Genomic DNA, 14,350 nt, shown 5'->3' with positions numbered 1-14,350 from the left:
CCCGCGGGGCGGGCCCCGGCGGCGGGCTCAGTGGGCGATGCGCTCGTAACCGTCGATCTCCTGGGGGCCGCGCGGGCCGGGGCCCACGTAGTGCGCGGACGGCCGTACGAGCCGTCCCGTGCGCTTCTGCTCCAGGATGTGCGCCGACCAGCCGGCCGTGCGGGCGCAGGTGAACATCGAGGTGAACATGTGCGCCGGGACCTCGGCGAAGTCGAGGACGATGGCGGCCCAGAACTCGACGTTCGTCGCCAGGACCCGGTCCGGGCGACGGGCGTGCAGCTCCGCCAGGGCGGCCTTCTCCAGCGCCTCGGCCACCTCGAAGCGGGGGGCGCCGAGGTCACGGGCGGTGCGGCGCAGGACCCGCGCGCGCGGGTCCTCGGCGCGGTAGACGCGGTGACCGAAGCCCATCAGGCGTTCACCCTGGTCCAGCGCCTGTCGGACGTACGCCTCGGCGTCCCCGGTGCGCTCGATCTCCTCGATCATGCCGAGGACGCGGGAGGGGGCGCCGCCGTGCAGCGGGCCCGACATCGCGCCCACGGCTCCGGAGAGCGCCGCCGCCACGTCCGCGCCGGTCGACGCGATGACGCGGGCGGTGAAGGTGGAGGCGTTCATGCCGTGCTCGGCGGCGGACGTCCAGTAGGCGTCCACGGCGGCCACGTGCTTGGGGTCCGGCTCGCCGCGCCAGCGGATCATGAAGCGTTCGGCGATCGAGTGCGCCTTGTCGATCTCGCTCTGCGGCACCATGGGGTGGCCCTGCCCGCGGGCGGACTGGGCGACGTACGAGAGGGCCATGACGGCGGCGCGGGCGAGGTCCTCGCGGGCCTGCGACTCGTCGATGTCGAGGAGGGGCTTGAGGCCCCAGACGGGGGCGAGCATGGCGAGCGCGGACTGGACGTCGACGCGGATGTCACCCGAGTGGACCGGGATCGGGAACGGCTCGGCGGGCGGCAGGCCGGGGTTGAACGCGCCGTCGACGAGGAGTCCCCAGACGTTTCCGAAGGAGACGTGACCGACCAGATCCTCGATGTCGACGCCCCGGTACCGCAGTGCGCCGCCCTCCTTGTCCGGTTCGGCGATCTCCGTCTCGAACGCGACGACTCCTTCGAGTCCGGGTACGAAGTCGGACATCAGGCGGCTCCTCATGATGTGTGCGACAGGGGTCTGCGGGCGGGTGGTGCGATGGACCGTGCCGTGGGAAACCATGCGCCAGTGACGGGTGGTCGACGTCCGGTTCCACGGTCGGCTCGTGGACTCGTGGTCCGGTACGTCTTCCCGGTGATGCCCCGTGCGGCCGGCGGTCACCCCACCGGAGCGGCAGCAGCACGATATCCCCGAGTGCCACCGTTGGGGAGGGCACGCGGCACTCAGTGCCACGCAGTGATGAACCCCACTCCCGCCGAGTGGGGGTCGAAGTACGGCAAGATGACCGCGTGAACGACCGTTACCCGGATGAATCCGCCGAACCCCTCGTCCAGCGCGCGGCCGAGGCCGCCGCCGAAGAACAGGCCGGAGAAGGAGCCGCCGCGGAACTCGGCACCGACCCCGCCGCGATGCGCGCCCACTACCGCGCCGAGGGACTGGTGGAGTCCGATCTCGCCCCGCATCCCATGGACCAGTTCGCCCGCTGGTTCAAGCAGGCCGCGCAGGCCGCCGTGCAGGGTGTGGTGTACGAGCCGAACGCGATGGTCGTGGGCACGGCCGACGCCGACGGGCGGCCCAGTTCCCGCACGGTGCTGCTCAAGCAGTACGACGAGCAGGGCTTCGTCTTCTACACCAACTACGACTCCCGCAAGGCCCGGGAGCTGGCCGCCAACCCGTACGTGTCGCTGCTCTTCCCCTGGCATCCGATGGCCCGCCAGGTCATCGTCACCGGGACGGCCCGCCGCACCGGCCGCGACGAGACGGCCGCGTACTTCCGTACCCGCCCGCACGGCTCCCAGCTCGGCGCCTGGGCCAGCGCCCAGTCCTCGGTCGTCCCCTCCCGCACCGCACTGGACTCCTCCTACGCGGAGCTGAGCGCCCGCTATCCCGAGGGTGAGCAGGTCCCGGTCCCCCCGAACTGGGGCGGCTTCCGCGTCGCCCCGCGGACGGTCGAGTTCTGGCAGGGCCGCGAGAACCGCCTCCACGACCGGCTGCGGTACACGGCGGAGTCCGACGGCGGCTGGAAGGTGGAGCGGCTCAGCCCGTGAACCTGGCGCGGCGCCACCCGTGAACCGGGCGCGGCTCAGCCCGTGAGCCGGCCCGGCTCAGTCCAGTACCCCGTTCAGGATCTCGCCCCACTGCGCGACCACCCGCTCCCGGCGCGCGGCGTCGTCCGTGAGGAGGTTGGCGAGACCCAGACCGCGGGACATGTCGAGGAAACCCTGGACGGTCTCCCGTACTCCTGGGCGGGACTCGTCCGCGGCCAGCAGGTCCACGGCGATCCGGTGGGTCTCGCGGCCGACGCGGGCCTCCAGTTCGGTGACCCTGAGGCGGAGCTGCTCCTCGTTGGAGGCGGCTACCCAGAGGTGGAGGGCGGCCCGGAAGAGCGGGCCGGTGAAGAGGTCGACCAGGGCCGCGACGACGGCGCGCCGGTCGGCGGCGCCCTCCGGGAAGAGGGCGCGCAGGGCCGTGGAGCGCTCCTCGGCGACGTACTCCACCGCCGCCGTGAACAGGTCCTCGCGGGTCGGGAAGTGGTGCTGCGCGGCGCCCCGGGAGACACCGGCGCGTTCCGCGACGACGGCCACCGTCGAGCCCGCCCAGCCGCGTTCGGCGAGGCAGGCCACGGCGGCCGCCAGCAGCCGCTGCCGGGTGGCCCGGCTGCGGTCCTGCTTCGGGACATGCGGAGGGCGGGAGCCGCGCGAGCCCTGAGCCGCGGCGTGGCCGGTACGGTCCGCGTCCCCCGCGTCCCCCGCGTCCCCCGTACGTTCCGTGGGCCGCGGATCTGCCGGGTCCGTCGCGTCCGTCGTGTCGTCCGAGGCTTCCGCCGTGCTCACACCACCCATGCGGGATCCCGTCGTTCGAGGAAGGCCGTCATCCCCTCGCGGGCCTGTACGGAGGAGAACAGCTCGGCCGAGAGCGCCGTCAGGGCGACCGCGTCCTGGTCGAAGGCCTCCAGCACCTTAGCCGTGAGCAGCCGTTTCGTCTCGGCGAGGCCCTGCGGGGAAGCCCGGCGCAGACCGTCCAGGACGGGGGCAATAGTCACGTCGACGTCGTCGCCCGTCGCGGTCAGCAGTCCCGTCCGCACGGCCTCGGCCGCGTCGAAGCGTTCGCCGGTGAGGTAGTAGCGGGCGAGGGCGCGCGGGTCCGTGCGGGGCAGCAGGGGGAGGGAGATGACGGCGGGCGCGACGCCGATGCGGACCTCCGTGAAGGCGAACGTGGCCTCGGCGGAGGAGACGGCGATGTCGCAGGCGCCCAGCAGACCGAGGCCGCCCGCCCGGACGTGCCCGGTCACCCGGGCCACGACCGGTTTGGGCAGTCCGACGATCTGCCGCAGCAGACCGACGAGCGCGTCCGGGTGCGGCGGGTCGCGCAGGTCCGCGCCCGCGCAGAACGTGTTGCCGGTGTGCGCGAGGACGACCGCGCGGACACCGTCGTCCTCGCCGCACCGCGTGAGCTCCTGGGCCAGTTCGCCCACGAGCGCGGACGACAGTGCGTTGCGGTTGGCGGGCGAGTCGAGGGTGAGGGTGGCGACGGCGCGGTCGTGGTCCGCGTGCACGACGGTCATGACCGGCCCCGCAGTTCGCGCCGCAGGATCTTTCCGGAGGCCGCCCGTGGCACCTCCTCGACGAAGGTGACGCCCCGGACCCGTTTGTACGGGGCGACGCGCTCGGCGACGTACATCATCACCTCGCCCGCGGACAGTTCGGTGGCGGACCGCTGACGCACCACGTGGGCGTGCGGGACCTCGTTGTTGTCCTCGTTGTAGACCCCGACGACGGCGGCGTCCGCGATGCCCGGGTGCGTCAGCAGGAGCGCCTCCAGTTCGGCCGGCGCGACCTGGAAGCCCTTGTACTTGATGAGTTCCTTGACCCGGTCGACGACGAACAGCCAGCCGTCCGCGTCCACGTACCCGACGTCCCCGGTGTGCAGCCAGCCGTCCGGTTCGATCATCTCGGCGGTGGCGTCGGGACGCCCCAGGTAGCCCTTCATCACCTGGGGGCCGCGGATGACGATCTCCCCGGCCTCGCCGACGCCCAGCTCCTGGTCCGGGTCGTCGAGGGAGACGATCCGCATCTCGGTGCCCGCGATGAGCCTGCCGACCGTCCCCGGGGGCGCGTCGGTGGCGTCCAGCGGTACCAGGTGCGTACAGGGGGAGAGTTCCGTCATGCCGTAGCCCTGGCCGATGGGCGGGAGGCCGAGCCGCTCGGCGCAGGCCGCGGCGAGCTGGGCGTCCAGGGGCGCGGCGGAGGAGATGACGTACTTCAGGGACGACAGGTCGTAGCCCTCGACGGCCGGGTGCTTGGCGAGCGCGAGCACGATCGGCGGGGCCACGAACAGGCCCGTGATGCGGTGCCGCTCGATGGCCGTGAGGAACGTGTCGAGGTCGAAGCGGGGCAGCACAACGACGGTGGCGCCCTGCCGCAGGGGCGCGTTCATCAGGGCCGTCAGCCCGTAGATGTGGAAGAAGGGCAGCACCGCGAGGATGCGCTCCCCCTCGTCCATCGGCACCGAGCGCGCCAGCTGCGCCAGGTTGGTGGCGATGGACCGGTGGGTGAGCATCACGCCCTTGGGGACGCCGGTGGTCCCGGAGGAGTACGGGAGGGCCGCGACGTCCGCCACGGGGTCGATGTCGATCAGGGGCTCGGGTGCGGTCGAGCCGAGCAGGTCGATCAGCGACCGGTGCCCCGGCGCGCTGTCGCAGACGAATATCTCCCGCACCCCGCCCGCCAGTTGCGCGGCCCGCCGGGCCGTCTCCAGAAGGGGTGAGACGGTCACGATCCAGCGCGTGGCGCTGTCCCGCAGCTGTTTGGCGAACTCCTCGGCCGTGGCGAGCGGGTGCACGGTCGTGACCGACGCCCCCGCGCGCGTGGCGCCGTAGAACACCGTGGGGAACGCGATGGTGTTCGGGCTGTGCAGGGCGAGCACGTCGCCCTTGCAGAGGCCCGCGTCGGCGAACGCGGCGGCCAGCCGGCGGTGGAACCCGTCGAGTTGGCCGTAGGTGAGCGTGGTGCCGTCGACGCCGTCGACCAGCGCGGGCGTGTCCGCGCGCTCGGCGGCCCGGCCGAGGACGGCCTCGTGGATGGGTTCCTCGACGGCCGGGACATCGGCGTACTCACTGCGGAACACGGGTCCTCCTGGAGCGGCTCGCTGGGTGGGACTGGCCGGTGGGTTCTTCGGTGCGAGCACCCACCGGTGGCGCCCTGGGGGGCTGGCCGGTGGGCTTGTTCGTCGGTACGGCCGACCGGTGGTCCTCTTCGGCGCGCCCCTCAGTACGACTTGGGCAGGCCCAGGGTCTGGTGGGAGACGTAGTTGAGGATCATCTCCCTGCTGACCGGGGCGATACGGGCCACCCGTGAGGCCGTGATCAACGAGGCGAGCCCGAACTCGCGGGTGAGTCCGTTGCCGCCGAGGGTGTGCACGGCCTGGTCGACCGCTTTCACACAGGCCTCACCGGCGGCGTACTTGGCCATGTTGGCGGCCTCCCCGGCGGCGACGTCGTCCCCGGAGTCGTACAGGAAGGCCGCCTTCTGCATCATCAGACGGGCGAGTTCGAGTTCTATGTGGGCCTGTGCGAGCGGGTGGGCGACGGCCTGGTGGGCGCCGATGGGGGCCTTCCAGACGGTGCGTTCACGGGCGTACTCGACGGCCCGGGAGAGCGCGAAACGGCCCATGCCGATCGCGAACGCGGCCGTCATCACCCGCTCCGGGTTGAGCCCGGCGAAGAGCTGGAGCAGACCGGCGTCCTCGTCGCCGACGAGCGCCTCGGCGGGCAGCCGCACGTCGTCGAGCGTCAGCTCGAACTGCTTCTCCGCGCTCTGGAGTTCCATGTCGATCTGCCGTCGGCCGAAGCCGTCCGCGTCGCGCGGGACGATGAACAGGCAGGGCTTGAGGCTGCCGGTGCGGGCGTCCTCCGTACGGCCCACGACGAGGGTGGCGTCGGCGATGTCGACGCCGGAGATGAACACCTTGCGGCCGCTCAGCACCCAGTCCGCGCCGTCCCGGCGGGCCGTGGTGGTGATCCGGTGCGAGTTGGAGCCGGCGTCGGGTTCGGTGATGCCGAAGGCCATGGTGCGGGAGCCGTCGGCGAGGCCGGGCAGCCAGGCGCGCTTCTGCTCCTCGGTGCCGAAGCGGGCGATGACGGTCCCGCAGATGGCGGGGGACACGACCATCATCAGCAACGGACAGCCCGCGGCTCCCAACTCCTCCAGAACGAGGGAGAGTTCGGCGATGCCGCCGCCTCCGCCCCCGTACTCCTCCGGCAGGTTCACGCCCAGGTAGCCGAGTTTGCCCGCCTCGGCCCACAGCTCGGTGGGGTGACGGTCCTCGCGGATGGCGCTCGTGAGGTAGTCGCGGCCGTAACGCCTGCCGAGGGCGGCGACGGCGGCGCGGAGCGCCTGGTGCTCTTCGGTCTCTGTTGCGGGGCTCATCGGGCCTCCTGAGTACGGAAGGTGCGGGTCGGTCGTGGCGGAGCGCGCGGTCGGCCGCGGCCCCTATCCGGGCACGTCGTCGTCCACGACCGCCAGCAGGGCTCCCATCTCCACCTGCCGGCCGGGGACCGCGTGCAGGGCGGTGAGGATGCCGTCGGCCGGGGCGGAGATCCTGTGCTCCATCTTCATCGCCTCCAGCCACAGCAGGGGCCGGCCGGCCTCCACCCGGACGCCTTCGGCGAGGCCCTCGGCCACCCGGACCACGGTGCCGGGCATCGGCGCGAGCAGGGAACCGGGGGCGTGGTCGGTGGTGGCTTCGGGGAAGCGGGGCAGCGCGGTGAGGGCGGTGGCGTTCACGTACACCTGGTCGCCGTGGCGTGCCACCCTGAACCGCTCCCGCACACCGTCCACTTCGAGGACGACGAGACCGGCGTCGGCGCGCACCACACGCACCCCGTCGGCGGTCAGACCCTCCCGGGTGTGCCGGTAGCGGACCTCGTGCTCCTCCCCCGCCATGAGATACCGCCTGGTCTGCGGCTGGGAGGGCAGATTGCGCCAGCCGCCGAACCGGGAACGGCCGTGCGCGTCGGCGAGGGCGGCTGCCAGCGGCGCGTACGGGTCCGCGGCGGGCGTCGTGAGGGCGGCGAGGTGACGGTCGTAGAACCCGGTGTCCATGCGTCCCTCGGCGAACTCCGGGTGCCGCAGGGACCGTACGAGCAGATCCCTGTTGGTGACCGGGCCGTGGATGTCCGCCCGCTCCAGAGCGCCCGACAGGGTGCGCAGGGCCTGCGCGCGCGTGGGGGCGTGGGCGACGGCCTTGGCCAGCATCGGGTCGTAGTGCACGCCGATCCGGTCGCCGTCGCCGTAGCCGGTGTCCAGGCGGACACCGTCCGGGACGGCGAGGCGGTGCAGGGTGCCGGTCTGCGGGGCCCAGGCGGCTGCCGGGTCCTCCGCGTACAGACGGGCCTCGACCGCGTGCCCGCGCGCGGGGGGCGGCGCGTCGTCGAGCGCGGTGCCCTCGGCGACCTGGATCTGCAGCGCGACGAGGTCGATCCCGAACACCGCCTCGGTGACGGGGTGTTCGACCTGGAGGCGGGTGTTCATCTCCAGGAAGTGGGCGGTGCCGTCCGCGATCAGGAACTCGACCGTCCCGGCGCCCACGTAGTCGACGGCGCGGGCGGCGCGCACGGACAGGTCGTACAGCGTGTCGGTGAGCGGCTGCCCGAGCCCGGGGGCCGGGGCCTCCTCGATCACCTTCTGATGGCGCCGCTGGAGCGAGCAGTCGCGCGTGCCGAGCGCCCAGACCGTGCCGTGCGTGTCGGCGAGGATCTGCACCTCGACGTGCCGGCCGCCCTCCACGTACGGCTCGACGAAGACCTCGCCGTCGCCGAAGGCGCTGAGTGCCTCGGCCCGCGCCGCCGCCAGCTCCGTTTCCAGGGCGGCCAGTTCGCGCACGATCCGCATACCGCGCCCGCCGCCGCCCGCGGCCGCCTTGACCAGCACCGGAAGGTCGTCCGCGGTGACCTCCACCAGCGGGGCGAGGCCCATCAGCTTCTTGGCGCGGGTCTTGGACGCCATCGCCTCGATCGCCTCGGGCGGCGGACCGATCCAGACCAGGCCCGCGTCGAGGACGGCCCGCGCGAAGTCCGCGCTCTCGGAGAGGAAGCCGTACCCGGGGTGCACGGCGTCCGCACCGGCGCTCAACGCCGCTTTCACGACCAGGTCGCCGCGGAGGTACGTCTGCGCGGGGGTCGCGCCCGGCAGCCGCACCGCCGCGTCGGCCTCCCGCACGTGCAGGGCGTTCTCGTCGGCGTCCGAGTGCACGGCGACGGTCCGGATCCCGGCCTCCCGGCAGGTGCGGAAGACACGGCAGGCGATCTCGCCCCGGTTGGCCACGAGTATGGAACTGATCATGGGGAGGGACCTCACATCCGGAAGACGCCGAAGCCGCCGCGCGCGCCCTCGTAGGGCGCGGTGTGGATCGCGGACAGGCACAGGCCGAGGACGGTGCGGGTGTCACGGGGGTCGATCACCCCGTCGTCGTACAGCCGCCCGGACAGGAACATGGGCAGGGACTCCGACTCGATCTGCTGCTCCACCATGGCGCGCAGGGCGGCGTCGGCCTCGTCGTCGTACGGACGGCCCTTGGCCGCCGCGGACTGCCGGGCGACGATGGACAGGACGCCGGCGAGCTGCTGGGGGCCCATGACGGCGGACTTGGCGCTCGGCCAGGCGAACAGGAAGCGCGGGTCGTAGGCGCGTCCGCACATGCCGTAGTGGCCGGCTCCGTAGGAGGCGCCCATCAGGACGGACAGGTGCGGGACACGGCTGTTGCTCACCGCGTTGATCATCATGGCGCCGTGCTTGATGATGCCGCCCTGCTCGTACTCCCTGCCGACCATGTAGCCGGTGGTGTTGTGCAGGAAGAGGAGCGGGATGTCGCGCTGGTTGGCGAGCTGGATGAACTGGGCGGCCTTCTGCGACTCGGCGCTGAAGAGCACCCCCTGGGCGTTGGCCAGCACCCCGACCGGGTAGCCGTGCAGCGTCGCCCAGCCCGTCGTGAGGCTGGTCCCGTAGAGGGGCTTGAACTCGTCGAAGTCCGAGCCGTCGACGATCCGGGCGATGACCTCGCGGGGGTCGAAGGGGTGCTTGAGGTCGCCGGGCACGATCCCCAGCAGTTCGTCCTCGTCGTACTTGGGCGGGGCCGCCGGTCCCGGGTCCGGGTACGCCTTGCGGTGGTTGAGCCGGGCGACGACGCGCCGGGCCTGCCTGAGGGCGTCCCGTTCGTCGACGGCGAAGTAGTCCGCGAGGCCGGACACGCGCGCGTGCATCTCGGCGCCGCCGAGGGACTCGTCGTCGCTCTCCTCGCCGGTGGCCATCTTCACCAGCGGCGGTCCGCCCAGGAAGACCTTCGCCCGCTCCTTGACCATGATCACGTGGTCGGACATGCCGGGGACGTACGCGCCGCCGGCGGTGGAGTTCCCGAAGACCACGGCCACGGTCGGGATGCCCGCCGCCGACAGCCGGGTCAGGTCGCGGAAGATCGCGCCCCCGGGGATGAAGATCTCCTTCTGGGACGGCAGGTCGGCGCCGCCCGACTCGACGAGGCTGATGCAGGGCAGCCGGTTGGCGAGGGCGATGTCGTTGGCCCGCAGCGCCTTCTTCAGGCTCCAGGGATTGCTGGCACCGCCGCGTACCGTCGGGTCGTTGGCGGTGATCAGGCACTCCACGCCCTCGACGACCCCGATCCCGGTGACCAGAGAGGCCCCCACCGTGTACGCGGGTGCGTCGCTGCCCCAGGCGGCCAGCGGTGACAGCTCCAGGAACGGTGTGTCGGGGTCGAGCAGCAGCTCGATGCGCTCGCGGGCGAGCAGTTTGCCGCGCTCCCGGTGCCGGGCGACGTACTTCTCGCCGCCGCCCGCGAGCGCCTTGGCGTGCTCGGCGTCCAGCGCGGCGAGCTTGGCGAGCATGACCTCGCGGTGGGCGGTGTGTTCGGGGCTGCGGGCGTCCAGGGCGGACGCGAGGACGGTCACAGGAGTGCCTCCGGTATGTCCAGGTGGCGGGAGCGGAGCCATTCGCCGAGGCCCTTGGCCTGGGGGTCGAAGCGGTGCTGAGCGGCGACCCCCTCGCCGAGGATTCCCCCGACGACGAAGTTGAGGGCGCGGAGGTTGGGCAGCGCGTGGCGGACCACGTCGAGATGACGGCTCTCGGGGATCAGACTCCGGAACCGGTCGGCCGTCAACTCGTGGGCGAGCCACCGCCAGGCGTCGTCCGTACGGGCCCAGACGCCGACGTTGGCGTCGCCGCCCTTGTCCCCGCTGCGGGCGCCGGCCACCAGACCGAGAGGGGCGCGGCGCGTCGGCCCGGCGGGCGGCGGCTCGGGCAGGGCGGGCTGCGGCGCCGGTTCCAGAACCAGGGTGTCGCGGGCCGGGGCGACCGGGATCCGTCGCCCGTCCGGGAGGACAGCCACCTGGTCCACGGCGTCCTGGGGGACGCGGGAGTCCTCGAACACCCCGTACGGCGAGCCCTTTCCCGGGGGCGCCAGCACGTGGAAGCCCGGATAGCTCGCCAGGGCCAGTTCGACGGCCGCCCCGCCGAGCGTGCGGCCGACCGCGTCCTGGTCCGGGTCCCGTACGACGAGACGGAGCAGGGCGCTCGCGGTCTCCTCGGTGGGCGCGTCCGGCCGGTCGGTGCGGGCCAGCTCCCAGCGGACCTCGGCCGGACGCGACTTGGCGGCGTCGAGCGCGGTCTCCATCTGGTCCCGCACGAGCGCGGCCTTCGCCTCGATGTCGAGCCCGGTCAGGACGAAGACGACCTCGTTGCGGTAGCCGCCGAGACGGTTGAGGCCGACCTTGAGGGTGGGCGGCGGTGCCTCGCCCCGGACCCCCGCGATCCGGACCCGGTCCGGACCCTCCTGGGTGAGCGACACCGAGTCGAGGCGGGCGGTGACGTCCGGGCCCGCGTACCGGGCGCCGGACGTCTCGTACAGGAGCTGCGCGGTGACCGTGCCGATGTCCACGACGCCGCCCGTGCCGTCGTGTTTGGTGATGACGCTCGTGCCGTCCTCGTGGAGTTCGGCGAGCGGAAAGCCGGGACGGCGCAGCCGCGGCGCGGGATGGTCGCCGAAGAAGGCGTAGTTGCCGCCGGTCGCCTGCGTGCCGCACTCCAGGACGTGCCCGGCGACGACGGCACCCGCGAGCCGGTCGTACGCGTCCGGGGCCCAGCCGAAGTGGGCGACGGCCGGCCCGGTGACCAGTGCGGCGTCCGTGACCCGGCCGGTCACCACGATGTCCGCGCCCTCGCGCAGACAGGCGGCGATCCCGGCGCCGCCGAGGTAGGCGTGCGCGGCGAGGGTGCCGGGGTGGCCGCGGGTGAGGTCGTCCCCCTCGACATGGGCGACGCGCACCGGGATGCCCAGCCGCTCGGCCAACTCCCGGACGGCGCCCGCGAGTCCGGCGGGGTTGAGACCGCCCGCGTTCGCCACGACCCGGACGCCCCGCTCGTGCGCGAGGCCGAGGCACTCCTCCAGCTGCCGCAGGAAGGTGCGCGCGTAGCCGCCCTCCGGGTTCTTCAGACGGTCGCGGCCGAGGATGAGCATGGTCAGTTCGGCGAGGTAGTCGCCGGTGAGGATGTCCAGGGGACCGCCGGTGAGCATCTCGCGCATCGCGTCGAAGCGGTCGCCGTAGAAGCCGGAGGCGTTGCCTATGCGCAGGGGACGCGGGGAGGGCAGGGCGCGGCTCACTCGGCCGGCTCCTCGGGCCGTGCCGTCCCGGGTTGCCGTCCGGCCCCCGGCGGCCCCGCGAAGGCCTGGGCGATGTCCAGCCAGCGGTCGGCGTCGGGGCCCTGTGCCCGTACGGCGAGGTCGGCGCGGTGGGCACGCTGGGTGACCAGGAGACAGAAGTCGAGGGCGGGGCCGGTGACCCGCTGGGACGCGTCCTCGGGTCCGTACGTCCACAGCTCCCCGGCGGCACTGACGAGTTCGACGCGGAACTCCCCGTCCGGCGGGGTGAGACCGCGTACCCCGAAGGCGAAGTCCCGTGCCCGGACGCCGATGCGCACCACGTGCCGGAGCCGGTCCGTGGGGGTGCGCGTCACCCCCAGCGCGTCCGCCACGTCCTGGCCGTGCGCCCAGGTCTCCATCAGCCGGCCGGTGGCCACGGAGGCGACCGACATGGGCGGGCCGTACCAGGGGAAGCGGGTTCCGGCGGGGGCCGCGCGGAGGGACGCCTCCAGCGCCCCGCGCCCCGCACGCCAGTCGGCGAGCAGCTCGGCGGCCGGGCGGGCCGCGCCCTCCTCGGCGCCCTCGTCCACGAATCCGCCGGGTGAGGCGATCGCCTTCTCGACCTCCTTCGCGAAGGCGTCGGCGTCGGTCACGGCGAGCAGTGCGGAGCGGTCCGTCCAGGCCAGGTGCGCGATCTGATGGGCGACGGTCCAGCCCGGGGCCGGGGTGGCGAGCCGCCAGCCCTCCTCGGCCAACCCGCCCACCAGCAGGTCGAGTTCCTCGCTCTCCCGATGCAGATCGTCGATCACGGACGACAGGTCGGACACGATGGCGCTCCCTCGGGGCACGACGATGTGCGGGGTCCTGCGCGGTGCGTTCTGGAGCATGGCAGCGGGCGGAGAAACAATCAAGCGTGCTTGCATTAATCAGGGGGCGGGACATCCGGAGTGGGTGCGGACGCGCCCCTCCGTCCAGTCCCCCCGCCAGGGGCGCTGCGCCCCCTGGACCCCCGCCATCGCCCGAAGGGCTCGTCCTCAAACGCCGGACGGGCTGGAGATGCGGGCCTGCGCTGGACGGTCCCGGACGGACCGAACCCGACGACCCGCACCGGACGCCCATGGACGGGCTGGAAGCGTCAGCCCGCACCGGACGGCCCCCGACCGGCCGGAGACGTCAACCCGCACCGGACAGCCCCCACTCGGCCGGAGACGTCGACCCGCACCAGACAGCCCCCGACAGGCCGGAGACGTCGACCCGCACCAGACAGCCCCCGACAGGCCGAAGACGTCAACCCGCACCGGACAGCCCCCGACAGGCCGAAGACGTCAACCCGCACCAGACAGCCCCCGCCCGGCCGGAGACGTCAACCCGCACCGGACGGCCCCCGACGGGGTCATGTCTTTCAGCCCGTCCGGCGTTTGAGGAGGAGGCCGTTCAGGCCGACAGCGGGGGTCTGGGGGCGGCAGCCCCCAGGGCCAAGCCACGACGGACGGCGCGCGGAAGACAGCGACGCCCCGCTCCCATCCTGGTCACCCCCGCGGACGCGGTCACGCGGAGGCGGCCCGCCCCCGTCCCACCTGCGTCCGTACCGCACCCATGCTCGCCGCGATGACGAGGGCGATCGCGAGGGCCTCGGTGGCGGAGAGCGCCTGGTGCAGGACGAGGAATCCGGCGGTCGCGGCGACGGCCGGTTCCAGGCTCATCAGGATGGCGAAGGTGGAGGCGGGAAGGCGGCGCAGGGCGAGGAGTTCGAGGGTGTAGGGGAGGACGGAGGACAGGACGGCGACCGCGGCCCCGAGCGCCGCGGTCGTCGGGTCGAGCAGCCGGGTCCCGGACTCGGCGATCCCCAGCGGCAGGAACGCCACCGCCGCGACCACCATGGCGAGCGCGAGCCCGTCGGCCTGCGGGAAGCGCCGGCCCGTACGGGCGCTGAAGACGATGTACGCCGCCCACATCGCGCCGGCGGACAGCGCGAAGGCGACGCCCGCCGCGTCGAGGCTGCCGAAGCCTCCGCCGCCGAGCAGGAAGACCCCGCCGAGGGCGAGGCCCGCCCAGAGCAGGTTCAGGGCGCGGCGGGAGGCGACCACCGAGAGCACCAGCGGGCCGAGCACCTCCAGCGTGACGGCGGGGCCCAGCGGGATGCGGGCGACCGACTGGTAGAAGAGGCCGTTCATCGCGGCCATGGTCAGCCCGAAGAGGACGACCGTCGCCCAGTCCGCCCGGGAGTGTCCGCGCACCTTCGGCCGGCAGATCACCATCAGCACGATCGCGGCCACCAGCAGCCGCAGGGTCACCACGCCGAGCGCCCCGGTGCGCGGCATCAGGGTCACCGCCAGCGCGCCGCCGAACTGCACGGAGACGCCTCCGGCGAGGACCAGGCCGACGGGCCCGAGGCCGCCGCGCCGGACCGGGGATCCGCCGCCCGTACCGGGCAGGGGGGCCATCACCGGGGCGACCGGGGCCGCGGTCGCCGGGGAGGACGGGACGGCGCTGGGGGTGTTCACGGTGCCTTCCAGGGGCTCGACTCGGGATGCGTGCATCACGCTGCACTTTCCGGTCC

Annotated in this window: 11 protein-coding genes; 1 reads left to right on the top strand and 10 read right to left on the bottom strand. The window is 73.3% G+C overall.

What is annotated here, in order from left to right; all coding sequences use genetic code 11:
- Positions 1 to 27: 27 nt before the first annotated feature.
- The gene (locus OG199_RS23700; protein ID WP_401800392.1) at positions 28 to 1,128 is read right to left on the bottom strand and encodes a citrate synthase 2; all 1,101 of its coding nucleotides are present in this window, start codon (positions 1,126 to 1,128) and stop codon (positions 28 to 30) included.
- A gap of 422 nt (positions 1,129 to 1,550) precedes the next feature.
- On the opposite strand from OG199_RS23700, the gene pdxH reads away from it, so the two are divergent.
- Positions 1,551 to 2,189, top strand: coding sequence for a pyridoxamine 5'-phosphate oxidase (gene pdxH / locus OG199_RS23695; RefSeq protein ID WP_356800712.1), 639 nt, complete (start codon positions 1,551 to 1,553; stop codon positions 2,187 to 2,189).
- A 57-nt stretch (positions 2,190 to 2,246) separates the two neighbouring features.
- Here pdxH and OG199_RS23690 read toward each other — a convergent pair whose 3' ends face one another.
- The 9 genes from OG199_RS23690 to OG199_RS23650 form a co-directional block, all read right to left on the bottom strand.
- Positions 2,247 to 2,975 (bottom strand): TetR/AcrR family transcriptional regulator, encoded by a 729-nt coding sequence (locus tag OG199_RS23690; protein ID WP_405831144.1) that lies wholly within the window; start codon positions 2,973 to 2,975, stop codon positions 2,247 to 2,249.
- Positions 2,972 to 3,706 (bottom strand): enoyl-CoA hydratase family protein, encoded by a 735-nt coding sequence (locus tag OG199_RS23685; RefSeq protein WP_405831142.1) that lies wholly within the window; start codon positions 3,704 to 3,706, stop codon positions 2,972 to 2,974. Before OG199_RS23685 ends, OG199_RS23690 begins: the two co-directional genes overlap by 4 nt.
- Positions 3,703 to 5,268: a 4-coumarate--CoA ligase family protein gene (locus OG199_RS23680; protein ID WP_405831140.1), complete on the bottom strand. Its 1,566-nt coding sequence runs from the start codon at positions 5,266 to 5,268 to the stop codon at positions 3,703 to 3,705. The genes OG199_RS23685 and OG199_RS23680 overlap by 4 nt, the downstream gene beginning before the upstream one ends.
- Positions 5,269 to 5,408: 140 nt before the next feature.
- A complete protein-coding gene (locus tag OG199_RS23675) occupies positions 5,409 to 6,569 on the bottom strand; it encodes an acyl-CoA dehydrogenase family protein (protein WP_405831138.1) in 1,161 nt (386 codons plus the stop codon).
- Between the two features lie 63 nt (positions 6,570 to 6,632).
- A complete protein-coding gene (locus OG199_RS23670) occupies positions 6,633 to 8,483 on the bottom strand; it encodes a biotin carboxylase N-terminal domain-containing protein (RefSeq protein ID WP_405831137.1) in 1,851 nt (616 codons plus the stop codon).
- Positions 8,484 to 8,494: 11 nt separating this feature from the next.
- The gene (locus OG199_RS23665; protein ID WP_356809201.1) at positions 8,495 to 10,102 is read right to left on the bottom strand and encodes a carboxyl transferase domain-containing protein; all 1,608 of its coding nucleotides are present in this window, start codon (positions 10,100 to 10,102) and stop codon (positions 8,495 to 8,497) included.
- Positions 10,099 to 11,811, bottom strand: a complete 1,713-nt coding sequence (locus OG199_RS23660; protein ID WP_405831134.1) for an acyclic terpene utilization AtuA family protein — start codon at positions 11,809 to 11,811, stop codon at positions 10,099 to 10,101. The genes OG199_RS23665 and OG199_RS23660 overlap by 4 nt, the downstream gene beginning before the upstream one ends.
- Positions 11,808 to 12,617, bottom strand: a complete 810-nt coding sequence (locus tag OG199_RS23655; RefSeq protein WP_405831133.1) for a TIGR03084 family metal-binding protein — start codon at positions 12,615 to 12,617, stop codon at positions 11,808 to 11,810. Before OG199_RS23655 ends, OG199_RS23660 begins: the two co-directional genes overlap by 4 nt.
- A 720-nt stretch (positions 12,618 to 13,337) precedes the next feature.
- Positions 13,338 to 14,294, bottom strand: coding sequence for an EamA family transporter (locus OG199_RS23650; RefSeq protein WP_405834648.1), 957 nt, complete (start codon positions 14,292 to 14,294; stop codon positions 13,338 to 13,340).
- Positions 14,295 to 14,350 lie beyond the last annotated feature (56 nt).

The sequence above is a fragment of the Streptomyces sp. NBC_01176 genome (genome assembly GCF_045039825.1).
Lineage (GTDB): Bacteria > Actinomycetota > Actinomycetes > Streptomycetales > Streptomycetaceae > Streptomyces.
This window is presented reverse-complemented; position numbering and strand designations above follow the sequence as displayed.